General features: G+C 72.3%; 20 protein-coding genes and 1 tRNA gene. 6 read left to right on the top strand and 15 right to left on the bottom strand.

The genetic code is table 11. The annotated features are described in order from the left end of the window. Positions 1 to 145: 145 nt before the first annotated feature. The 6 genes from ACFV04_RS06935 to ACFV04_RS06910 form a co-directional block, all read right to left on the bottom strand. Positions 146 to 1,201, bottom strand: coding sequence for an adenosine deaminase (locus tag ACFV04_RS06935; protein WP_380339507.1), 1,056 nt, complete (start codon positions 1,199 to 1,201; stop codon positions 146 to 148). A 117-nt stretch (positions 1,202 to 1,318) separates the two neighbouring features. Continuing rightward, positions 1,319 to 2,614, bottom strand: coding sequence for a DUF445 domain-containing protein (locus tag ACFV04_RS06930; protein WP_380527300.1), 1,296 nt, complete (start codon positions 2,612 to 2,614; stop codon positions 1,319 to 1,321). A 48-nt stretch (positions 2,615 to 2,662) separates the two neighbouring features. Continuing rightward, entirely contained in the window at positions 2,663 to 3,901 is a 1,239-nt protein-coding gene (locus ACFV04_RS06925) for a glycosyltransferase family 2 protein (RefSeq protein WP_380527298.1), read from the bottom strand. A 277-nt stretch (positions 3,902 to 4,178) separates the two neighbouring features. Further along, positions 4,179 to 5,138, bottom strand: a complete 960-nt coding sequence (locus tag ACFV04_RS06920) for an ATP-binding cassette domain-containing protein (RefSeq protein ID WP_380339354.1) — start codon at positions 5,136 to 5,138, stop codon at positions 4,179 to 4,181. A gap of 26 nt (positions 5,139 to 5,164) precedes the next feature. Continuing rightward, positions 5,165 to 6,055, bottom strand: a complete 891-nt coding sequence (locus ACFV04_RS06915; RefSeq protein WP_380527296.1) for an ABC transporter permease — start codon at positions 6,053 to 6,055, stop codon at positions 5,165 to 5,167. After that, positions 6,048 to 6,911, bottom strand: coding sequence for an ABC transporter permease (locus tag ACFV04_RS06910; RefSeq protein ID WP_380339359.1), 864 nt, complete (start codon positions 6,909 to 6,911; stop codon positions 6,048 to 6,050). Before ACFV04_RS06910 ends, ACFV04_RS06915 begins: the two co-directional genes overlap by 8 nt. A 301-nt stretch (positions 6,912 to 7,212) precedes the next feature. Here ACFV04_RS06910 and ACFV04_RS06905 point away from each other — a divergent pair, with 301 nt between their 5' ends. Beyond that, positions 7,213 to 9,552 carry a transglycosylase domain-containing protein gene (locus ACFV04_RS06905; RefSeq protein ID WP_380527293.1) on the top strand — a complete coding sequence of 780 codons (2,340 nt, stop codon included), beginning with the start codon at positions 7,213 to 7,215 and terminating at the stop codon, positions 9,550 to 9,552. Between the two features lie 34 nt (positions 9,553 to 9,586). Here the strand turns inward: ACFV04_RS06905 and ACFV04_RS06900 are convergent, their stop codons facing one another. The 4 genes from ACFV04_RS06900 to ACFV04_RS06885 form a co-directional block, all read right to left on the bottom strand. Beyond that, positions 9,587 to 10,768, bottom strand: a complete 1,182-nt coding sequence (locus ACFV04_RS06900) for a winged helix DNA-binding domain-containing protein (protein WP_380527291.1) — start codon at positions 10,766 to 10,768, stop codon at positions 9,587 to 9,589. 130 nt (positions 10,769 to 10,898) lie between these two features. Further along, positions 10,899 to 11,225 (bottom strand): hypothetical protein, encoded by a 327-nt coding sequence (locus tag ACFV04_RS06895; RefSeq protein WP_380527289.1) that lies wholly within the window; start codon positions 11,223 to 11,225, stop codon positions 10,899 to 10,901. Beyond that, positions 11,222 to 11,524, bottom strand: coding sequence for a co-chaperone GroES (locus ACFV04_RS06890; protein ID WP_049655715.1), 303 nt, complete (start codon positions 11,522 to 11,524; stop codon positions 11,222 to 11,224). Before ACFV04_RS06890 ends, ACFV04_RS06895 begins: the two co-directional genes overlap by 4 nt. Positions 11,525 to 11,760: 236 nt before the next feature. Next, entirely contained in the window at positions 11,761 to 12,102 is a 342-nt protein-coding gene (locus ACFV04_RS06885) for a DUF3618 domain-containing protein (protein ID WP_360253340.1), read from the bottom strand. A gap of 172 nt (positions 12,103 to 12,274) precedes the next feature. Here ACFV04_RS06885 and bcp point away from each other — a divergent pair, with 172 nt between their 5' ends. After that, the gene (bcp, locus tag ACFV04_RS06880) at positions 12,275 to 12,748 is read left to right on the top strand and encodes a thioredoxin-dependent thiol peroxidase (protein ID WP_360253342.1); all 474 of its coding nucleotides are present in this window, start codon (positions 12,275 to 12,277) and stop codon (positions 12,746 to 12,748) included. A gap of 92 nt (positions 12,749 to 12,840) precedes the next feature. On the opposite strand, the gene ACFV04_RS06875 is transcribed toward bcp, so the two are convergent. Continuing rightward, the gene (locus ACFV04_RS06875; RefSeq protein ID WP_380527355.1) at positions 12,841 to 15,165 is read right to left on the bottom strand and encodes a chitinase C-terminal domain-containing protein; all 2,325 of its coding nucleotides are present in this window, start codon (positions 15,163 to 15,165) and stop codon (positions 12,841 to 12,843) included. Positions 15,166 to 15,546: 381 nt separating this feature from the next. Here ACFV04_RS06875 and ACFV04_RS06870 point away from each other — a divergent pair, with 381 nt between their 5' ends. From ACFV04_RS06870 to ACFV04_RS06860, 3 genes are all read left to right on the top strand, one after another. Continuing rightward, on the top strand, positions 15,547 to 15,693 hold the full coding sequence (locus ACFV04_RS06870; RefSeq protein WP_380527286.1) for a hypothetical protein: 147 nt from the start codon (positions 15,547 to 15,549) through the stop codon (positions 15,691 to 15,693). Next, positions 15,690 to 15,863, top strand: a complete 174-nt coding sequence (locus tag ACFV04_RS06865) for an HNH endonuclease (RefSeq protein ID WP_380339376.1) — start codon at positions 15,690 to 15,692, stop codon at positions 15,861 to 15,863. The genes ACFV04_RS06870 and ACFV04_RS06865 overlap by 4 nt, the downstream gene beginning before the upstream one ends. A gap of 12 nt (positions 15,864 to 15,875) precedes the next feature. After that, a tRNA-Leu gene (locus ACFV04_RS06860) sits at positions 15,876 to 15,961 on the top strand. A 76-nt stretch (positions 15,962 to 16,037) separates the two neighbouring features. Here the strand turns inward: ACFV04_RS06860 and rdgB are convergent. The 4 genes from rdgB to ACFV04_RS06840 all read right to left on the bottom strand — a co-directional run bounded on the left by rdgB (position 16,038) and on the right by ACFV04_RS06840 (position 18,433). Further along, on the bottom strand, positions 16,038 to 16,643 hold the full coding sequence (gene rdgB / locus ACFV04_RS06855) for an RdgB/HAM1 family non-canonical purine NTP pyrophosphatase (RefSeq protein ID WP_380339379.1): 606 nt from the start codon (positions 16,641 to 16,643) through the stop codon (positions 16,038 to 16,040). Positions 16,644 to 16,674: 31 nt separating this feature from the next. Beyond that, positions 16,675 to 17,064, bottom strand: coding sequence for a hypothetical protein (locus tag ACFV04_RS06850; RefSeq protein ID WP_380339382.1), 390 nt, complete (start codon positions 17,062 to 17,064; stop codon positions 16,675 to 16,677). A gap of 170 nt (positions 17,065 to 17,234) precedes the next feature. Next, positions 17,235 to 17,960: a ribonuclease PH gene (gene rph / locus ACFV04_RS06845; protein ID WP_360253375.1), complete on the bottom strand. Its 726-nt coding sequence runs from the start codon at positions 17,958 to 17,960 to the stop codon at positions 17,235 to 17,237. A gap of 239 nt (positions 17,961 to 18,199) precedes the next feature. Beyond that, entirely contained in the window at positions 18,200 to 18,433 is a 234-nt protein-coding gene (locus ACFV04_RS06840; RefSeq protein ID WP_030060521.1) for a glucose PTS transporter subunit EIIB, read from the bottom strand. Positions 18,434 to 18,844: 411 nt separating this feature from the next. On the opposite strand from ACFV04_RS06840, the gene ACFV04_RS06835 reads away from it, so the two are divergent. After that, entirely contained in the window at positions 18,845 to 20,134 is a 1,290-nt protein-coding gene (locus ACFV04_RS06835; protein ID WP_360253377.1) for a PTS transporter subunit EIIC, read from the top strand. Positions 20,135 to 20,732 lie beyond the last annotated feature (598 nt).

Below are 20,732 nucleotides of genomic sequence, written 5' to 3'. Positions count from 1 at the left end.
GCAGTGGCGCCATGTCGAGGATTTATTGGCACCATTCTGGCGCCACCCGTGGCACCACCGCCGGTGCGCCCCGGCGCCGGAACGCGGACCGCCCCGCCGACCGGGGTCGACGGGGCGGTCCGAGAACGGGCGCGAGCGGGTGGCGTCAGGCCTTCCAGCCCGCCAGGTAGGCGTCGATCTCGCCGGACAGCCGCGCCTTGCCGGCCGGGTCCAGGAAGGAGGCCTCGACCGCGTTGCGGGCCAGCGCCGCCACCCCGGTCTCGTCCAGCCCCAGCAGCCGCGCCGCCACCGCGTACTCGGTGTTGAGGTCGGTGCCGAACATCGGCGGGTCGTCGCTGTTGATCGTGACCAGCAGCCCCGCGTCCACCATCTGCCTGATCGGGTGGTCCTCGATCCGCTCCACGGCCCGGGTGGCGATGTTGGAGGTCGGGCAGACCTCCAGCGGGATCCGGTGCTCGCCCAGGTGGTCGATCAGCGCCGGGTCCTTGACCGCCTGGGTGCCGTGCCCGATGCGCTCGGCGCCGAGCACCCGGATCGCGTCCCAGACCGTCTCCGGCCCGGTGGTCTCGCCCGCGTGCGGGACGCTGCGCAGGCCGGCCGCCCGCGCCCGGTCGAAGTACGGCTTGAACTGCGGGCGCGGCACGCCGATCTCCGGGCCGCCCAGGCCGAAGCTGACCAGGCCCTCGGGGGCCAGCTCGGTGGCCAGCCGGGCGGTCACCTCGGCCGACTCCAGGCCGGCCTCGCCGGGGATGTCGAAGCACCAGCGCAGCACGACGCCGAGTTCCTTCTCGGCGCGCAGCCGGGCGTCCTCGATCGCCTCCATGAAGGCGACGTCCGGGATGCCGCGCTTGACCGAGGAGTACGGGGTGATGGTCAGCTCGGCGTACCGGATGTTCTGGCGCGCCATGTCCTCGGCCACGCCGTAGGTGAGCGCCCGGACGTCCTCGGCGTCCCGGACCAGGTCCACGACGCTCAGGTAGACGTCGATGAAGTGCGCGAAGTCGGTGAAGGTGAAGTACTCGGCGAGCGCGGCCGGGTCGGTCGGCACCTTGGACTGCCCGGCGTGCCGGGCGGCCAGTTCGGCGACGACGCGCGGCGAGGCCGAGCCGACGTGGTGGACGTGCAGTTCCGCCTTGGGCATCCCGGCGATGAACGCCTCGATGCCGCCGCTGCTACCGGTGCTTCCGGTGGGGTTTCCGATCCGACTTCCGTCCGGCTGGACCACGGTGGTTCCCTTCTTTCCTTCTCCGTGTCTTCTACGCGCGTATCGCGGACACCGGCCCAGGATAGGCCCAAGCCGGCGGGCCCGGTCGGACGGTCAGCCGCCGAGCGCGACCGCCGCGGTGTGGATCAGCAGTCCGGCCAGGGCACCGACCACGGTGCCGTTGATCCGGATGAACTGCAGGTCGCGGCCGACGTTGGCCTCGATCTTGCGGGAGGCCTCGTCGGCGTCCCAGCCCGCCACCGTGTCGGAGATCAGCGAGGTGATCTCGGCCCGGTAGGTCTCGACCAGGTACTGCGCGGCGTCCTGCAGCCAGCCGTCCACCTTGGCCTGCAGCTTGGTGTCGGTGGCCAGGCGCTCGCCGAAGCGGCGCACGCCCTCGCGGATGCGCCGGCGCAGTTCGCTGTCCTCGTCCTCGGCCGCGCCCATCACCAGGGTGCGCACGGCCGCCCAGGTGGAGTTGATCAGGTCCTGCACCTCGGGGCGGGCCAGCAGTTCGCCCTTGGCCCGCTCGACCCGGGCGATGGTCTCCGGGTCGGTCTGCAGCTCGGTCGCGAAGTCGGCGAGGAAGTTGTCGATCGCGCCGCGGGCCGGGTGGTCCTGGTCGTCCCGGATGTCGGCGACGAAGCGCAGCAGTTCCTTGTAGACCCGCTCGCCGACCTGGTTGTCGATGAATTTGGGAGTCCAGCCCGGGGTCTTCTGGGTGACCTTCTGCACCACGTCCTCGTGGTTCTCGGTCAGCCAGTCGTGCGCCCGGACGGCGACCAGGTCCACCACGCCGTGGTGCCCGCCGTCGGCGACCACCTTGCCGAGCATCCGGCCCATCGGCTCGGCCACCGAGGTGGCGGCCGCCCGCCGGGTCACCGCCTCGGCGACGACCGCCCGCACGTCGTCGTCGCGGAGCACCGCGAGCAGGCCGCGCAGCGCCGCCGAGGCCTCCTTGGTGACCCGCTCGGCGCTGCCCGGCGCGGCCAGCCACTCCCCCAGCCGGCGGCCGATGCCGAGCGCCGCGAGGCGCCCGCGCACCACGTGCCCGGAGAGGAAGTTCTCGCCGACGAACTCGCCGAGCGAGCGGCCGAAGGCGTCCTTCTTGGTCGGGATGATCGCGGTGTGCGGGATCGGCAGTCCGAAGGGGCGGCGGAACAGCGCGGTCACCGCGAACCAGTCGGCCAGCGCACCCACCATGCCCGCCTCGGCGGCGGCCGCCACGTACCCGGCCCAGGCGCCCGCGCCGGCCGCCTTCGCCCAGGTGGAGAGGACGAAGACCAGGGTCGCGAAGGCCAGCAGGCCGGTCGCGATGGTCTTCATCCGGCGGACGCCGTGTCTCTTCTGCTCGTCGGCCGCGGTGAACCGGACCCCGGGGCCGGTCCCGCTGAAGGCATCGTCACTCACCCCGCCAGTCTGCCCGTTGCCCGGCGCGGACGGGGGCGTGCCCCGCGATCACGCGCCCCCAGGTCTGCGCCCCGCTCCCCGAAGCGCCCGCCGCAGCGGGTGGCGCCACAGCCGGCGCCGCAGCCGCGCCGGCACCACCCCGCGCCACAGCTGCCGCGCCAGGCCGAACCGCGGGGGGACCGCCTCGGCCGTCGGCTCCTCCCGCAACAGGAACAACTCGTCCGGCAGGCCGAGCCGGGCGTCCCGGAACGCCGGGAAGGCCGCGTAGTGCCGCCGCCCGTCCACGACCACCGGCGGCTCGCCGTGCGCGGCCTCGTAGCGGATCTGGTCGCGCAACGCCTCCGGCCCGACGACGGCCGCGAGTTCGATCCGCACCCGGGCGGCGACCGGCAGCCGGTGGTACACCTCGCGCGCCCCGAACCGCTCCACCAGCCGGTCGACCTCGACGCACACCCGCTCCTGCAGCCCGTGGTCCAGCAGCAGGAAGCCCTCCTGCAGCACGCGCGGCACGTCCCGGGCGAAGCTGCGGGCCCGGACGGCGTCCGACTCCGCGCCGGGTGCGGCGAGTTCGGCGGCCGCCTGCCGGAGCGCGGCGATCCCGCGCAGCCGGTCCGGCGCCCCGGCCGGCCCGGTGACGCCGCCCCGGTCCTCGCGCGGCACCAGGAAGGAGCAGTCGGCGTCGGCGAGGACGGACACCCTGCCCGCCCGCAGGAAGGCCTCCTGGGTGAACGGCCGGTCCGAGAGGACCGTCAGCCCCTCGTCGCGGCGCGGCCCGTGGCGCCGGACGAGGTCCAGCCGGAACAGCTCGGTGCCGGCCGGCACCCAGACCGGTGCCCACGCCGGCGCCGGGTCGGCGGAGCCCACCGGCCCCGCGCCGCCGGGGAATCTCCCCCGCGGCACCGGCCGCCCGTCCGCCCCGGCCCGTCCGGGCACCACCACGTCCGAACCCCAGGCGTCGGCGGCCGCGACCAGCCGCTCCAGCGCCTCCCCGCCGAGCCGGTCGTCCGCGCCGAGGAACAGCACGTAGCGGCCGCGGCCCGGCGCCGCACCGCGGCCGACCGGGCCCGCCGGTCCGCCCGGGCCGGGCCGGTGCACCACCCGGAACAGCCCGGGGTGGCGGGCCGCGTACTCGTCCAGCAGCTCGCCGCCGCCGTCCGTGGAGCCGTCGTCCACGGCCACCACCTCCAGCCGCCCCGGCGCCCGCCCGACCAGCGGGTCCAGCCAGGCGGTGAGGTACGGCATGGCGTCACGGACCGCGACCACCACGGTCCCGTCGGGCACGGTCATCGGGCGGCGGGCCTCCGGGTCCTGGTCTCTGCGCGCGGCGACCGGTCAACTCGGGCCGGAAGCACGGGGTCACGACCGTCACCCGCACCGGCGACGGGGACCGGAACGCGCTCCCGGCCGCCGCACGTCCGTACGACGACCGGCCGGTCCGGACGGCACGGACGCACGACGACCGGCCGGCACGGACGCACGGACGGCACGGACGCACGACGACCGGCCGGCACGGACGCACGGACGGCACGGACGCACGACGACCGGCCCGGCCCGCCCGCCCCGCTCAGCCGATCGCGACCTCCGCGTACATCCGGGCGATCACGTCCTCGATCGCCGGCTCGCGCACCGACAGGTCCACCAGCGGGTACCGCTCCGCGACCGCCGCCACGATCGGCGCGGCGCTCTGCTGCGCCGGGAAGGCCAGCCACTGGCGCGGCCCCTCGACCTTCACCACCCGGGCCCCCGCCACCTCGATCGCCGGCCGGGCGTCGGCGAGGTCCACGACCAGCGTCCGTTCGCTGCGCCCGGTGGCGTGCAGGCCGTCCAGCCCGCCGTCGTAGACCAGCCGGCCGTGGTCGATCACCATGACCCGGTCGCAGAGCTGCTCGATGTCGGTCAGGTCGTGGGTGGTGAGCAGCACCGTGGTGCCCCGGTCGCGGTTGACCTCGCGCAGGAACTCCCGCACCTTGGCCTTGCTGACCACGTCCAGGCCGATGGTCGGCTCGTCGAGGTAGAGCACCTGCGGGTCGTGCAGCAGCGCGGCCGCGAGGTCGCCGCGCATCCGCTGGCCGAGCGAGAGCTGCCGGACCGGGGTGTCCAAAAGGCCGCCCAGGTCGAGCAGTTCGACGCAGCGGTCGAGGTTCTCGCGGTACCGCCGGTCGGGGATGCGGTAGATCCGGCGGGCGAGTTCGAAGGAGTCGCGCAGCGGCAGGTCCCACCAGAGGGTGGTGCGCTGCCCGAAGACGACGCCGATCCGGCGGGCCAGCGCCACGCGTTCGCGGGCCGGGTCGACCCCGGCGACGCGCAGCCGTCCGGAGCTGGGGACGAGGATGCCGGTGAGCATCTTGATGGTGGTGGACTTGCCTGCCCCGTTGGGCCCGATGTAGCCGACGCACTCGCCGGCGTCGACGGTGAAGCCGAGCCCGTCCACGGCGCGCACCTCGCGCTTGGTCCGGCTGAACCGGCCGGTCCGGGCCCGCACGGTGAAGTTGCGGCGGACGTCCTCTAGTTCGATCAGTGCCATGGGCGTTCCTTACCGTGAGGGGGTGGTCAGCTGCCGGTGCCCCGGTAGGCGCGCAGCCCGGCCCGCCAGGCGAGCCCGGCGACGGCGACGCAGAGGGCGGCGGCGACCGGGGAGGCGTACTGGAAGGCGGTGGGCAGGCCGAGCGGGTCGGGCCGGCCGAGGATGTGCAGGGCGGGCAGCCAGTTGACGAAGGCCAGCGGGACGCCGAAGACCGCCCCGGCGACCAGTTCCTTGGCGAAGATGGTCGGCGGGTAGTGCAGCAGGGTCGCGCCGCCGTAGGTGAAGGAGTTCTGGATCTCCTTGGACTCGCCCCACCAGAACTGGACGGTGGCACCGCCGATGTAGATCGCTCCGAAGATGACGCTGCCGCAGACCAGCAGGACGGGCACCAGCAGCACCCGGTCCCAGGTCCAGTGCACGTCCAGGGCGGCCAGCGACCAGGCCAGCACCACCAGGGCCTGCAGCGGCCGGCCCAGCCTGCGCAGCGAGAAGCGTTCGGCGCACAGCTGGGAGAGCGCGGGCGCGGGGCGGATCAGCATGGTGTCCAGCGATCCGTTGACGATCCGTACGCCGAGGCCGTCGGCCGAGCCGACCAGCAGGTTGGCGACGCCGAGGGAGAAGGTCGCGGTGGCGTAGAGGAAGGCGATCTCCGGCAGGGTCCAGCCGCCCAGCCGGTCGGTGTGCCGGAACATGATCACCAGCACGACGAAGTCGAGGGAGTGGGTGACCAGGCTGGCCAGCAGGTTCAGCGCGAAGGAGGCCCGGTAGGCCATCATCGAGCGCATCCACATCCGGGCGCAGAGCCACCAGGAGCGGACCGCCCACGCGGTGCGGGGGCCGAGGCGCTCCCGCACGAACGGCCCTCCGCCGTCGGGGTCCGCGGCGGTGCGGTGCCCGGCCACGAGGTGCTCAGCCACCCTGGACCACCACCCGGCGGGTCGCCAGCCACTGTGCGCCGCGCCCGGCGGCGAGCAGCGCGGCCGCCCAGGCGAGCTGGAATCCGAACGCCCCGAGCAGCCCGCTGCCGTTCGCGCGTTCCAGGAAGACGTCCGTCGGCACCTTGACCAGGGCGGCCCAGGGCAGCACCCGGCCGAGGTCGCCGAGCCACCCGGGGAACAGCGCGATCGGCAGCAGCATCCCGGAGAAGAACATCGAGACGACCAGCATCACCGAGCGCACGCCCTCCGAGTCGTGCAGCCAGAAGCCGGTGATCGAGACCAGGAAGCGCAGCCCGAAGCTGACCACCACCGCGAGGAGCACGGAGAGCAGGAAGAACGCCCAGGTCAGTGGCTGTTCGGGCATCCGGGTGCGGAACACCAGCGCGCCGACCAGCATCGGCACGGTGCCGCGGATCAGCAGCTGGAAGGCGGCCCGGCCGAGGTCGGTGGCCAGCCACCAGCCCTGGAAGTCGACCGGCCGGTAGAGGTCGACGGCGATGTCCCCGCTGCGGAACCGGTCCTGGACGTCGTCCTGGAAGCCGCCGCCCCACACGGCGACGGTGACCAGCAGGCCCTGGCTGACCCAGATGTAGGTGACGGCCTGGCTCTGGTCGTAGCCGCCGAGGCCCGGCCGGGCCTGCCAGAGGGCGAGGAAGGAGGAGGCGAGGATGATGCCGAAGACGGTGTTGGTGAAGGTTCCGGCCAGGGTGGCGGCCCGGTAGGTGGAGTAGCGGCGGAAGGCGCCGCGGGCGACGGCGGCGTACAGCCCGAGGGAGGCGGCGAGGGCCGCCCCGGGATCGGGGGGCCGCGCCTCGGCGGGGGCAGCGTTCAGCATATTGTCTCCTTGTCGACAAATACGGGCAGAGGAGCGTCCGCACGCGTCCGCACACGCCCCAACGGCTCCGACCGGCCGCACCCGGGGGTACCGGGCCGGACCGACGGAGCTGCCGAAACGGGCGCGCTATGAAGTTCGCATCTTTCACCGTACCTCCGGCCCCCACCGCCCGCACCCGGTTTTCCGACAGCCGCAACGACCCACCCGCCCGCACACCCGGGACGGCGCCCGAAGTACCCAACCGCGCACGTCAAACGCCCAACCGCCGCTGACCGGACGTCAAATAGCACATAATCTCGCCATGACCTTGAGCACCCGACGCCAGGCCAAACGGGCCGCCCGCCGTGAGGCCCGCCGCGCCCTCCCGCTCTGGCGCCGGCTCCTGCCCACCTGGCGGGTCACCCTCGGCACGCTCACCACCGCGCTCCTGCTCGCCGTCGGCGGCTTCGCCGTGCTCTACGTCATCGTCCCGGTGCCCGACCCCAACGCCCACGCCGTCGCCCAGAACAACATCTACCTCTACGCCGACGGCACCACCGAGATCGCCCGCACCGGCGCCGTCAACCGCACCGACGTCACCATCGACCGGATCCCGCTGCACACCCAGCAGGCCGTCGTCTCCGCCGAGGACCGCACCTTCTACCAGAACCGCGGCATCGACCTGAAGGGCATGGTCCGCGCCGGCTGGAACACCCTCCTCGGCAAGGGCATGCAGGGCGGCTCCACCATCACCCAGCAGTACGTCAAGAACTACTACCTGACCCAGAGCCAGACCATCGAACGCAAGGGCCGCGAACTCCTCATCGCCCTCAAGGTCGACCAGCAGCGCGACAAGAAGGACATCCTCGCCGGATACCTCAACAGCAGCTACTACGGCCGCGGCGCCTACGGCATCCAGAGCGCCGCCCACGCCTACTACGGCGTCGACGTCTCCGGACTCACCCTCCCCCAGAGCGCCTACCTCGCCTCCCTCCTCCAGGCCCCCAGCCTCTACGACGTCAAGACCGCCACCCCCGCCAACCGCGAGAAGGCCGTCGCCCGCTGGAACTACACCCTCGACGGCATGGTCCAGCTCGGCTTCCTCACCACCGCCGACCGCACCGCCGCCACCTTCCCCGACCCGATCGACCCCCAGCCCGCCACCGGCCTCGCCGGACAGGCCGGCTACCTGGTCGGCGTCGCCGACGACTACCTCATCTCCTCCGGCACCATCGACGCCGCCACCCTCAAAGCCGGCGGCTGGCGCATCACCACCACCTTCGACAAGCCCAAGCAGGACGCCTTCGTCAAAGCCGTCCAGGACGAACTCACCGACGAACTCGACCCCAGGGCCCGCCCCACCACCGACACCGACGTCCGGGTCGCCGGCGCCTCCGTCGAACCCGCCACCGGCCGCGTCCTCGCCGTCTACGGCGGCCCCGACTACGCCAAACAGCCCTACAACGACGCCCTGCGCCAGGACAACCAGATCGGCTCCACCTTCAAACCGATCGACCTCGCCGCCGGCCTGCTCGCCCAGCACACCCTCGACGGCCACCCCATCACCACCGAAACCCACTACGACGGCACCAGCGAACGCCCCGTCACCGGCGGCCCCACCCCCTACGCACCGCCCAACGAGGACGACGTCGACTACGGCAACATCACCCTGCGCTACGCCATGGTGAAGTCCGTCAACTCCGTCTACGCGCAGGAGGGCGTCGACGCCGGACTCGCCCGCGTCCGGGACACCGCCGTCAAACTCGGCATCCCCGACACCGTCCGCGGCATGGACCCGGCCAACACCTCCATGACCCTCGGCACCGCCACCCCCAGCGCCCTCGACCTCGCCGGCACCTACGCCACCCTCGCCAACCACGGCCAGGCCCACACCCCGTGGTCCGTCCTCAAACTCGAACGCGTCAACCCCGGCGGCGCCGTCGACGTCCCCAAGACGCCCGACCACAACCCCACCGACGCCATCGGCCGCGGCATCGCCGACTCCGTCACCGACGTCCTGCGCGACGTCGTCAGCCCCCGCGGCACCGGCGCCGCCGCCCTCGACCTCGGCCGCCCCACCGCCGGCAAGACCGGCACCACCGACTCCAACCTGTCCGCCTGGTTCGCCGGCTACACCCCCGAACTCACCACCACCGTCGGCCTGTTCCGGGAGAACCCGAAGACCCACGCCAAGGAACCACTGGCCGGCACCGCCGGACTCACCCGGATCAACGGCGGCGCCATCCCCACCAAGATCTGGACCGCCTACATGACCGCCGCCCTCGGCGGCACCCCCACCCAGCAGTTCGACCTGCAGACCGGCCACGACGACCCCGGCCCCGGCTTCAGCCCCGGCCCCTGGCCCACCACCAGCACCACCTCCCCCGCCGCCGGCACCACCCCGGCCCCCGTCGGCCCGACCACCGGCGCCACCCGCACACCCGGCGGAACCCCCACCCACGCACCCAGCGCCCCCGCCGCCACCGGCGAACCCGCCCCCGGCCCGACCACCCCCACCCCGCAGGCCCCCCAGCCCACGGCCACCCAGGACCAGCCCAGCCCCGCCCCCCGGCCCACCCAGACCCGGCCGCCCCGGCCCACCGACCCGCCCACCGCCACCGGCGGCCCCGCCACCCACCCGGCGGCGACACCCACCCCCTGAACGACCCGGGCCACCGGCCCTGGAACGGCCCGGACTACCGCCCCGCCACCAACTCCCGCTCCACCGGCGTCCGGAACCGCGGCGTCACCCGCACCCCGCCCAGCCACCCCGCCAACCGCTCCGCCTCCGCCGCGACCGCCCTCCCCGCCTCCTCACCGACGTCCCGGAACAACCGCCACACCAACTCGCCGTCGGCACGCTGCGCCCAACCGCCCACCACCTCGCCGCACCACCACACCGTCGGCCCGGCGTTGCCCGCCCGGTCGAACAGCGCCGGCACGTCCTCCGGCCGCAGGTACCAGTCCCGCCCACGCCAGCCCATCACCGCCGGATCCAGGGCGGGCAGCAGCGCCGCCCACGGCTCCGGCTCCTCCACCGGGCCGTCGTCACCCGGCAGCACCAGCCCCGCCGCACCGCCAGCCAGGCCCACGCCCTGCGCACCGACGTCCGCCAGCGCCGCCCGGACGTCCCCCAGCGTCCAGCCCGTCCACCACTTCACGTCCTCGACCGTCCCCGGACCGTACGCGGCCAGCCAACGGCGCACCACCTCCGCCTTCGCCTCGCGCACCGGCACGTCCGGCCACTGCGGCACCAGCGCCCACGGGTAGCTGCTGCTCAACCACGAGCCGCGCGGACGGCAGCGCCGCACGTGCCCGTCCGAGGCCAACAGCCGCAGCAGACGGCTGCCCACGCTCTGCTTCGCCTCGTAGGCCTTGCCCGCCGACATCAGCATCGTCTCGCGCAACTGCGGTACGTCGTCGCCGAGTTCCTTGGTCGTCGCCTCGCCGCGCAGCGCCAGCGCGGCCAGCACCTCCCGCTCGGTCGCGGCCAGCCGCTGCTCGTCCCAACCCTCGGCGTGGTCCCGCAGGTGCTTGAGCAGCGTCGCCCGCTCCTTCGCCGCGATCGCCCGCGCCGCCGCCGCACTCACGTACGGGGCGAAGCCTTCCGTCACCGCGAAGATCGTCCGCCGCATCGACAGCAGCTTCACCAGCGAGACGTCCTCGTACAGCGCCCGGTCCACCTCGGCCGCCGCCGGCTCGGCCAGCCGCGCGCACGCCGACAGGTACACCGTGGCCGCGTCCGTCGCGTGCAGCCCGACCACCGCGTCGGCCACGTCCTCCACCCGCACCGCGCGCGCCGGGGGCGCCAACAGCTGCCGCCGCCCCAGCCTGGCCCGACGTTCCCCGTCACCGATCAGCGGCCCACTCCTCGTCATGGCCGGACCCTAACGCCCGCCACCGACGAATCCGGGCCGACGCCCGCAACCGCCGCCGCCACCGGGCCCGCCGACGGCCCGCGCACCCTGCCGGTCAGACCGGTCAGACCGGTCAGACCGGTCAGACCGGTCAGACCGGTCGGGCCGGCCGGAACCGGTCCACGACCGTCCACTCCGGGCCGAGCTCCCGGCGCACCGCCTCCAGCGCCGCCACGGCGCGCACCGCGAAGCGCGCCTCCTCCTCCGGCCCCCACGGCGACGGACCGCCCGGGTCGTCCCAGTCGAGCGAGGACTGGAACCACGCCGACAACTCGTCCAGCTCCGCCCGCAGGGCCGCGCCGAGCGGCAACCGGTCCAGCTCGGCCGGGTAGCCGTACGGGCTCTCCACGTCGTCCGGCCACAGCGCCGTACCGACGACCCCCGCCTCGAAGAAGTACCGCAGGCGCCGCGCGCTCACAGGTACAACCCGGTCGAGCCCTCCGTGTCACCGAAGCGGGTCGCCGCGACCGCGTGCAGGTCGCGCTCGCGCAGCAGCACGTAGGTGGCGCCGCGGACCTCCACCTCCAACTTGTCCTCCGGGTCGTACAGCACCCGGTCGCCCGGCTCCACCGAGCGGACGCTCTGGCCCACCGCGACCGCCTCGGCCCAGGTGCAGCGCTTGGACAGCTCGGCCGTCGCCGGGATCAGGATGCCGCCGGTCGAGCGGCGCTCGCCCTCGCCGCCCTCGATGCGCACCAGCACCCGGTCGTGCAGCATCCGGATCGGCAGCTTCTCGCCCAGCCGGTCGTGCCGGGCGACCTCGTGCTGGTGGTCGGAGCGGGTCTCGTCGTTCGTACTCACGGTCCCGAAGGTACCGCTCCCGGGCGCGGAGCGTGACCCTGGCCCGGCATGCGGAAGGCCGCGCGCCGGGAAGGCCGGGCACGCGGAAGGCCGGGCACGCACCGCGCCCGGCCCTCACCCGCGTCCGCGTCCGCGTCCGCGTCCGCGAACGGTCAGTCCTTGCGACGCTTGCGCGACGAGGCGACCAGCAGCACCAGACCCACACCGACCAGCGCGGCCGGCACGATCCGCTCCCGGCGCGGCTGCCCCTTCTCGTCCACGAACTGCGCCTTCACCTTGTCCACCATGCCGCTCGCGGCCACGTACGCCCGCCCGGCCCGCTCCTCGACGGCGGCCGCCGCCTTGGCCTTGACCTGGGCGGAGATCGTGCTCGGGTGAACGCGTACGGCCAGCTCGTCCAGGGTCGCCGCCAACCGGCCGCGCGCGCTCTCGATGTCCGCCTCGATCTGGGCGGTCGTCCGCGCCGACTTGTCCTGCGTGCTCGCCTCGCCCACTCGGGCCACCCCATTCACTTGCCGATGTCGATCTGTGCGATCCGTTGCGATCCGTGCGCTGACCCAGTGTGTCAGCTGCCGGGAACGGCCGCGCGGCCCCACCCACCATCGGAGGTAGGTTTGCCGTGGTACGACCGCCCGTCACAGCAGCACGCACCAGGAGAGTCCACCCATGACTGAGCGTCTCCAGCCCGGCGACACCGCGCCCGCCTTCAGCCTGTCCGACGCCGACGGCAACCAGGTGTCCCTCGCCGACCACGCGGGCCGCAAGGTCGTCGTCTACTTCTACCCCAAGGCGCTCACCCCCGGCTGCACCAAGCAGGCCTGCGACTTCACCGACAACCTGGAGGTCTTCGCGGGCGCCGGCTACGACGTCATCGGCATCTCGCCCGACCAGCCGGAGAAGCTCGGCAAGTTCCGCGAGACCGAGCACCTCAAGGTCACCCTGCTCTCCGACCCGGACAACAAGGTCCTGGAGGCGTACGGCGCCTACGGCGAGAAGCAGAACTACGGCCGCACCTACCAGGGCGTGATCCGCTCCACGATCATCGTCGACGAGCAGGGCAAGGTCGAGCGCGCGCTCTACAACGTCAAGGCCACCGGCCACGTCGCCAAGCTGCTGCGCGACCTCAAGATCGAGGCCTGAGCCCCTCACCACCGGGAACGGAGCGGTGGCGGCACACCCCCCGACCGGGTGCGCCGCCACCGCCGTCCTTCACCTCACGGACCGCTGTCGGTTCAGCAGGCCCCGAGGTCGCTCCAGACTCCCCACGCGCCGCTCGCCGCGGGGTCGTCGCCCTTGGTCCACCACTTGTTCTGGTAGTAGTGGCCCTTCCACGAGACCTTGGTCGGGGCCGCGTAGGTGGTGCCCGCGTCCCAGCCCGGCGCACCCGCGCAACCGGCCGGCGTCGTCGGCGGAGTGGTGGGCGGGGTCGTCGGCGGAGTGGTCGGCGGCGTCGTCGGAGGCGTCGTCGGCGGGGTGGTCGGCGGGGTCGTACCGCCGTCCGCCGCGCCCCGGGTCAGGTCCCCCTTGATGCCGTACGGCGTGCCACCCACGTTGACCGTCCAGTTCGACGGCGTGGACACCGGCAGGTAGTAGACGAAGTCCATGTCGACCGACGCGCCCGGCGCCAGCGACTGCCACCCCGGCAGCTTGACCGACACCCGGTTGTAGGTGCCCTTCAGGCCGCCCACGTTGCCCGGGCCCGGGTTGTCCTGCCTGATCACCTGCAGCCCGAAGCCGGACTGGTCCTTGGCGTTGCCCGGGGCCGAGTTGCCGTAGTCGAACTGGAACTCGGTGCCGCCCGGCAGGGTCAGGGTCGAGTTGTTGACGATGTGCAGCTTCGGGTTGATCGGGTAGTTCGAGTCGCCCAGCGCGAAGTTGGTGAACGACACGTCGATCGCCAGGGTCTGCTGCGGCAGCGCCACCGTCGAACGGGTCGCGCCGTACGGGGCCGCCGACTTGAACTTGTCGTACATCAGCGAGGTCAGCGTCGAACCGGGCACGTACTCGCCCTTGCCGCCGTTCGCCGCGGCGTCCCACTTGTAGTCGCCCGCGAGCTCCCAGATCATCGCGCCGCCGGCGCCCTGGTTCACGATGTAGTCCGCCTTGGCACCCACCGACTGCTCGTCCTCGGTCGAGAGGAACACCTTCTTGGTGTCGTTCCACAGCCACGGCGCCACCAGGGCGGAACTGTAGTTGCGGGCGTAGGTGCCCTGCAGCGCGGTGTCCGTCACGCCGTACTTGGCGAGGTAGTCGGGCAGGATGCCCTTCTCCAGGTTCTTGGCGTGCCACATCGGGTTCGACCCGGCCGGGGACTCCTTGCCCGCGTCGTCCTTGTCGTTCCAGATGTTGTCGATGCCGACCGCGCCGTCACCGCAGGCCGTCAGTCCGGAGCCGACCGGGCAGGTGGTCGCCGAGGCCGTGCCCCAGAGGCCGTTGGTCCCGCCCTGCACGTTCTTGAAGCCGCGGGTGTAGTACGGCAGGCCGACATTGATCCGGCCGCCCGGCATCGCACCCCGGAAGTAGTGGTACGACCAGTCGGCGTTCAGGTACCCGATGCCGCCGTACTGCCCGGTGCCGTAGACGTTCGCCGCCGCCAGCTCGCCGTCCTTGCCGTCGTCGTACAGCGAGGCGTTCGGGCCGACGTACTTGTTCCAGGCCCCGTGCAGGTCGTACGACATGATGTTGACGTAGTCCAGGTACTGCGCCACCTGGAAGGTCTCCATGCCGCGCAGCAGGTAGCCGGACGACGGGGCCGCGACCGACAGCAGGTAGTGCCTGCCGTCGGCGGCACCGGCCCGGTCCAGGTTCTCCCGCAGCGTCTTCATCAGCGCCGTGTAGCCCTTGGCCAGCGAACCGCGCTTGGAGTTGGCGAGCTGCCAGTCCAGCGGGTTGCCGGCGTCCTTCATCGAGGTCGGGTACTCGTAGTCGACGTCGACGCCGTTGAAGCCGTACGTGCGGATGAAGTCGACCGACGAGGCCGCGAAGGTGTCGATGCCCGCCTGGTTGACGCTGCCGTCCGGGTTCACGGTCATCGAGTAGAAGCCGCCGGAGTTCACCCGCTTGCCGTCGTCCCCGAAGTAGCCGCCGGTCTCGGTCCAACCGCCCACCGAGATCATGGTCTTGACGTTCGGGTACTGCTTCTTGAACTTCGTCAGCAGGTTGAAATGACCCTTGTAAGGGAGCGTCGGGTCCAGCTCGGCACCGGGCACGCCCGGGAAGGAGATCCCGGTCGCCTCGTTGGTCGGGCCGTCCGTGCCGACCGACAGCTTGTTGTCGCCGCCGACGTGCCCGAAGGCGTAGTTGAGGTGGGTGACCTTGTCCCAGGGGACGTCGCTCACCAGGTACGGCTGGTCGCCGTTCTTGCCGGTACGCCAGCCGGTGAAGTAACCGATGATGCGGCGCTGGTGGTCCGCACCCATCTTCTCGCGCCCGCCGGTGTCGTAGACGGAGCAGTACGGGACGTCGACCCCGGGGGTCTGGTACAGCCCGTCCGGCCGACAGGCCGCGTTGTCGACGGCCGCCGACGCCTGCGAGGGCGCCGCGCCCAGCGTCGCCATCAGCAGCCCGGCCAGCGAGGCGGCCGCCAACGAGGCCACGCCCGCCCTTGCCGCCGGACTCCTGCGGTGCCGAGCGGCGGTGGGACGCCGCTCCGCGGTGTTTCGGATCAACACTCGGTCCTCCAGGAGAGAGTGTCGGCGCATGCCCGTGGGGGAGCACGCACGTGGGGGATTGCAATTGGCGCAGAAGCTATGTGGTCTGAACCACATAGGTCAATAGGTCTGTACCAATTGGTAATCAAAAGCCAAACATCACAGGTCGGAACCCCTCGGCAACCAGTCAGCCGGTGGCCGAAACCCGCCGCCACCCGTGACCGAACCCCGACACCGCTCGTTGACCGACCGGGGAGGGGGCTTCATCGGCCCACAGGGGGGACATCCATGCCGGTCAAGTACACCCGCGAACTGCTCGCCACCACGGCAGCCACCGCCACCTCGCTCGACGAGATGCTCGCAGCGCTCTACTCGGCCGCCCGGAACTGTGCGAGGACTGCGGCACCGGCCCCGAGTGGCGGGGACGCCCGATGACGTTGGAAGTCGACCACGTCAACGGCGACTGGTCGGACAACCGGCCGGGCAACCTCCGACTGCTCTGCCCGAACTGCCACTCCGTCACCGACACGTACTGCGGGCGGAACAAGAACAGGCGCGGGGCGTCGCACCAATTCTCGGTGTTCTCACCTGCGGCAAAGCCCTAGACTGGAGGCCATGCGGCCTTGGCGTAACGGCAGCCGCGCCGGACTTAGGATCCGGTGGGGGAAACCCCGTGAGGGTTCGAATCCCTCAGGCCGCACCAGTCTTACACCTGAGAATCGAAGGTCCGCCCCGGGAAGCTTCCCGGGGCGGACCTTCGACATTCGACGGACGACCCGTCAGGCGATCAGGTCCTTGACGACCGGGGCGAGGGCGCGGAAGGCCTGGCCGCGGTGGCTGATGGCGTTCTTCTCGTCCGGGGTGAGCTCCGCGCAGGTGCGGGTCTCGCCGAGGGGCTGGAGGATCGGGTCGTAGCCGAAACCGCCGCCGCCGGCCGGGGTGGTGCGCAGGGTGCCGAGGAGGCGGCCCTCGACGACGCGTTCGGTGCCGTCGGGGAGGGCGAGGGCGGCGGCGCAGAAGAAGTGGGCGCCGCGGTGCGGCTCGGCGATGTCGGAGAGCTGGGCGAGCAGCAGGTCGAGGTTGGCGCGGTCGTCGCCGTGCTTGCCGGCCCAGCGGGCGGAGAAGATGCCGGGTGCGCCGTTGAGGACGTCGACGCAGAGGCCGGAGTCGTCGGCGACGGCGGGCAGGCCGGTGGCGCGGGCCAGGGCGTGGGCCTTGAGCAGGGCGTTCTCCGCGAAGGTGACGCCGGTTTCGGGGACGTCCGGGATCTCGGGGTAGGCGTCGGCGCCGACGAGTTCGACGTCCAGACCGGCGTCGGTGAGGATCGCGCGGAGTTCGGCGACCTTGTGCTGGTTGCGGGTGGCGAGGATCAGGCGGGTGGACATATCGCTCACCCTACCGAGCGTTGCCGGGCCGTCAGCCGGTGCACACCGTGGTGAGGTTGCCGGCCGCGTCGCCGAGCGGCTTGAGGTCGGGGACCTCGTTCCTGTCGGCGGCCCGCTGCACGTTCTCGACCTGCTTCCGGAGGTCGGTCACGGCCTTGGCGACGTCGGTGTTCTTGGAGTTCCTGCCGACCTGGTCGAGGTCGCCCTTGAGCTTCTGGAGGGCCTTCCCGGCGGCGGCCGAGTCGTTGCTGGCGTTGTCGTAGGCCTTGGTGACGTCGGCGATGTCGCCGGTGATCTTCACGGCGGTGTTGCCGCAGTCGATGGCCTTCTGGGCGGCGGAGCAGCTCACCATGCTGAGCGGGAGGATCGCGATGAGTCCGGCCACGGCGAGGGCGGTGGGGCGGGCGATGCTCGACGGCATCCGGTCCTCCTGTGGGGCGCGGGTTCCGTGGTGGGGGACGCGCGCCGGGGGGTGCGCGGTTCCCGCAGCGGGGCTGCTGCGGGAACCGTACGGTCTCCGGGCCCGGGCTGTACAGCAGGCCGTACGGCGGGGCGTCCGTCCTGTGTCACGGCTGCGGGGCCCGCGCCGGTTCAGCCTTCGAGGGCCTTGCGCTGGATCTCGTCGAGCTCGGCGCAGCCGAGGCTGCCGAGGTCGAGCAGCCGGTCGAGCAGGGCGCGGTCGAAGGGTGCGCCCTCGGCGGTGCCCTGGACCTCGACGAAGCGGCCGTCGGAGGTGCAGACGATGTTCATGTCGGTCTCGGCGCGCACGTCCTCCTCGTACTGGAGGTCGAGCATGGGGGTGCCGTCGATGATGCCGACGCTGACGGCGCTGACGCCGCCGGTGATGGGCTGGCCCTTGGCGCGCAGGAGCTTCTTGTCGCGGGCCCAGGCGACGGCGTCGACGAGGGCGACGTAGGCGCCGGTGATGGCGGCGGTGCGGGTGCCGCCGTCGGCCTGGAGGACGTCGCAGTCGAGGACGATGGTGTTCTCGGCGAGGGCGCGGTGGTCGACGACGGCGCGCAGCGAGCGGCCGATGAGCCGGCTGATCTCGTGGGTGCGGCCGCCGATGCGGCCCTTGACGGCCTCGCGGTCGCCGCGGGTGTTGGTGGCGCGCGGGAGCATGGAGTACTCGGCGGTGACCCAGCCTTCGCCGCTGCCCTTGCGCCAGCGGGGGACGCCTTCGGTGACGCTGGCGGTGCACAGCACCTTGGTGTCGCCGTAGGAGATGAGGACGGAGCCTTCGGCGTGCTTGCTCCAGCCCCGTTCGATGGTGATGGGGCGGAGCTGGTCGGGGGTGCGGCCGTCGATGCGTGACATAGGCACTGAGCGTAGTGGCTCGGCTCGGCGGTTCGGATACGGCTCGGCCCGTGCCCGGGCGGGGTGTGCCGTCACGTCGCGTGCGGTCACGTCGCCTGCCGTCACGTCACCTGCCGCGACGCGGTGCGGTGCGCCGTGACGCAGGTGCGCCGTTTCGCAGGTGTGCCGTGACGTGCCGCGGCCCGCCGTTCCCCTGGGCGGGGCGGCGGGCCGGGGTCGGTGAGCCCGGGTGGCTCAGCTCACATCATGTCCTCGATGTCGGCGGCGATGGGGTCGGCGTCGGTGCCGATGACGACCTGGATCGCGGTGCCCATCTTGACGACGCCGTGGGCGCCGGCGGCCTTGAGGGCGGCCTCGTCGACCAGGGAGGCGTCCTTGACCTCGGTGCGCAGGCGGGTGATGCAGCCTTCGACCTCTTCGATGTTGTCGATGCCGCCCAGACCGGCGACGATCTTCTCAGCCTTGCTGGCCATCTGATTTCTCCCTCTGTCTCGGCCCGCCGGCCGCTCTGCCGGGTGCCGTCGTGCGCTGTGCTGTGGGGGGGGGGTCGTTCCTCGGCCGTGGAGCGGCGAGGTCCGTGCCGGCGGCTGACGCGGGTTCAGCTGCGGTCGTGCTGACGAGCAGCGCGACCAGCATCACCCGCACAGGGCCGGTTTGCCACGTTAGTCCACTTTCGGCCCATTCCGGCGGGCAGCCTCCCGATCGTCGCCCGAGGATGACGATCAGCGGGGCCGGCGTCCCGGAGTGCGGCCTGTGTCCCAAAGTGGTCTACACCAATATATGTGCACTTCGGAGAACGCAGGAAGGACCCCGGGTGTTCCTGGACCCCGACCGAGGGTCCCTCAGGGGGCCACCGCCCGGCAACTGCACCCGGAAGGCGAAGGATGAGTTCGGCTGGCGCCGCTGCCCCGCGGACGACGTGGTGGCACACCTTCTACGGCGGCCTCCAGAAGATGGGGCGTTCGCTGCAGCTGCCGGTGGCGGTGCTCCCGGCGGCCGGCATCCTGAACCGCCTCGGCCAGCCGGACGTGTTCGGCAAGGACGGCCTGGGCTGGGACGACGTCGCCAGGGTCTTCGCCGCGGCCGGCGGCGCGCTGCTCGACTCCGCCTTCGGCCTGCCGATGCTGTTCTGCGTCGGCGTGGCGATCGGCATGGCGAAGAAGGCGGACGGCTCGACGGCGCTGGCGGCGGTGGTCGGCTTCCTCGTCTACTTCCGGGTGCTGCACGCCTTCCCGGAGCACTGCAAGCCGCCGACGGTACTGGTGAGCGACCAGTGCGTGGACTTCACCTCGGCGAAGGCGGCCGCCGCGACGTACCAGAACCCCGGGGTGCTGGGCGGCATCCTGATCGGCCTGATGTCGGCCTGGCTGTGGGTGCGGTTCCACCGCACCCGGCTGGTCGACTGGCTGGGCTTCTTCAACGGCCGCCGCCTGGTGCCGATGATCACCGCCCTGGTCGGCATGCTGATGGCCGTTCTCGCGCTCTGGATCTGGCCGCCGATCGGCCGCGGCCTCAATGACTTCTCGCAGGACCTGGCCGATCTCGGCGCGGGGGGCGCCGGACTCTTCGGCGTGTTCAACCGGGCGCTGCTGCTGATCGGTATGCACCAGTTGCTGAACACCTTCGTCTGGTTCCAGTTCGGAGAGTTCACCAAGTCCGACGGCACGATCGTGCACGGCGACATCCCGCGTTTCCTGGGGGGCGACCCGACGGCCGGCCAGTTCCTGTCCGGCTTCTTCCCGATCATGATGTTCGCGCTGCCCGCCGCCGCGCTCGCAATCGCGCACTCGGCCAAGCCGCACCGGCGGAAGGAGATCTACGGCCTGATGCTCTCGCTCGGCCTCACCTCCCTCGTCACCGGTGTCACCGAGCCGATCGAGTACTCCTTCGCCTACCTCGCCCCGGCCCTGTACGCCGTGCACGCCCTGCTGACCGGCGCCTCGATGGCGGTGACCTGGGGCCTCGGGGTGCACGACGGGTTCAGCTTCTCGGCGGGCCTGATCGACTACGGGCTCAACTGGGGGCTGGCCACCAAACCCTGGCTGATCATCCCGATCGGCCTCGCCTTCGCGGCGGTGTACTACGTGCTCTTCCGCTTCATCATCGTCAAATTCGACCTGAAAACACCGGGGCGGGAGGACGAGAGCGAGGTCGAGGACGTCGCCAAGGACTGACCCCGAGTACCTCGGGATTTCTGCCCGCAATGGCCTCCGGACCCGCGGGTCCGGGGCCTTCGTCATTTCCCGGGGGGACTTGCGGCCCGGCCACCGAAAGAATTCCCTCATTCGTCCGGGACATTTCCCGCAGCGCCACCCGCCGCGGCGCGACGGGTCGCCCGGCACCGCCCAGGCGGGGGGATCGGGCGCCACCGAAACGCCCGGCAGCGCGCCACCGCCGTCCCCGTTCCGGAGCATCGACGCAGCGTCGGCGGTCGGATCGCCACGGTTTGCCCGATAGGCGAGCACGGCCGGGTGGCGCCCCGCCCGCAGCCGTGAGCTTCGACACCTCCGCGGGCGCCCCTGCCGGGCCGCGGCCCGCGCGGACCCGCGCCCGGGGCGACCGCTGCGCCGCCCGTCACCGGGGCCGCCGGTGAACCTGCGGCGCCCTGCTCCCGTTCGCGCACCCCCGGCCCGCGCGGGCCGTGCCGGGCGGCGGCCGTTCTTTTGTTGCGCAAATAGCCAAAATCCCAATCCCGGCACTAATCATGATCGTCGTTCCGCAGGTAGGTTTCGATTTCATAGCGCTTCCGGGCGACGGCCCTTTCCAGGGTTC

The organism is Kitasatospora sp. NPDC059599, from assembly GCF_042735125.1.
Classification (GTDB): domain Bacteria; phylum Actinomycetota; class Actinomycetes; order Streptomycetales; family Streptomycetaceae; genus Kitasatospora.
Note: the sequence above shows the minus strand (reverse complement) of the source record. Positions and strands in the feature narration are given on the sequence as shown.

Bases quoted from the DNA above. Each gene is read 5' to 3' on its own strand.
- ACFV04_RS06925 (WP_380527298.1), bottom strand. From the start codon at position 3,901: ATGACCGTGCCCGACGGGACCGTGGTGGTCGCGGTCCGTGACGCCATG.
- ACFV04_RS06920 (WP_380339354.1), bottom strand. From the start codon at position 5,138: ATGGCACTGATCGAACTAGAGGACGTCCGCCGCAACTTCACCGTGCGG.
- ACFV04_RS06910 (WP_380339359.1), bottom strand. From the start codon at position 6,911: ATGCTGAACGCTGCCCCCGCCGAGGCGCGGCCCCCCGATCCCGGGGCG.
- ACFV04_RS06905 (WP_380527293.1), top strand. From the start codon at position 7,213: ATGACCTTGAGCACCCGACGCCAGGCCAAACGGGCCGCCCGCCGTGAG.
- ACFV04_RS06900 (WP_380527291.1), bottom strand. From the start codon at position 10,768: ATGACGAGGAGTGGGCCGCTGATCGGTGACGGGGAACGTCGGGCCAGG.
- ACFV04_RS06890 (WP_049655715.1), bottom strand. From the start codon at position 11,524: ATGCTGCACGACCGGGTGCTGGTGCGCATCGAGGGCGGCGAGGGCGAG.
- bcp (WP_360253342.1), top strand. From the start codon at position 12,275: ATGACTGAGCGTCTCCAGCCCGGCGACACCGCGCCCGCCTTCAGCCTG.
- ACFV04_RS06875 (WP_380527355.1), bottom strand. From the start codon at position 15,165: ATGGCGACGCTGGGCGCGGCGCCCTCGCAGGCGTCGGCGGCCGTCGAC.
- ACFV04_RS06870 (WP_380527286.1), top strand. From the start codon at position 15,547: ATGCCGGTCAAGTACACCCGCGAACTGCTCGCCACCACGGCAGCCACC.
- ACFV04_RS06865 (WP_380339376.1), top strand. From the start codon at position 15,690: ATGACGTTGGAAGTCGACCACGTCAACGGCGACTGGTCGGACAACCGG.
- rdgB (WP_380339379.1), bottom strand. From the start codon at position 16,643: ATGTCCACCCGCCTGATCCTCGCCACCCGCAACCAGCACAAGGTCGCC.
- ACFV04_RS06850 (WP_380339382.1), bottom strand. From the start codon at position 17,064: ATGCCGTCGAGCATCGCCCGCCCCACCGCCCTCGCCGTGGCCGGACTC.
- rph (WP_360253375.1), bottom strand. From the start codon at position 17,960: ATGTCACGCATCGACGGCCGCACCCCCGACCAGCTCCGCCCCATCACC.
- ACFV04_RS06840 (WP_030060521.1), bottom strand. From the start codon at position 18,433: ATGGCCAGCAAGGCTGAGAAGATCGTCGCCGGTCTGGGCGGCATCGAC.
- ACFV04_RS06835 (WP_360253377.1), top strand. From the start codon at position 18,845: ATGAGTTCGGCTGGCGCCGCTGCCCCGCGGACGACGTGGTGGCACACC.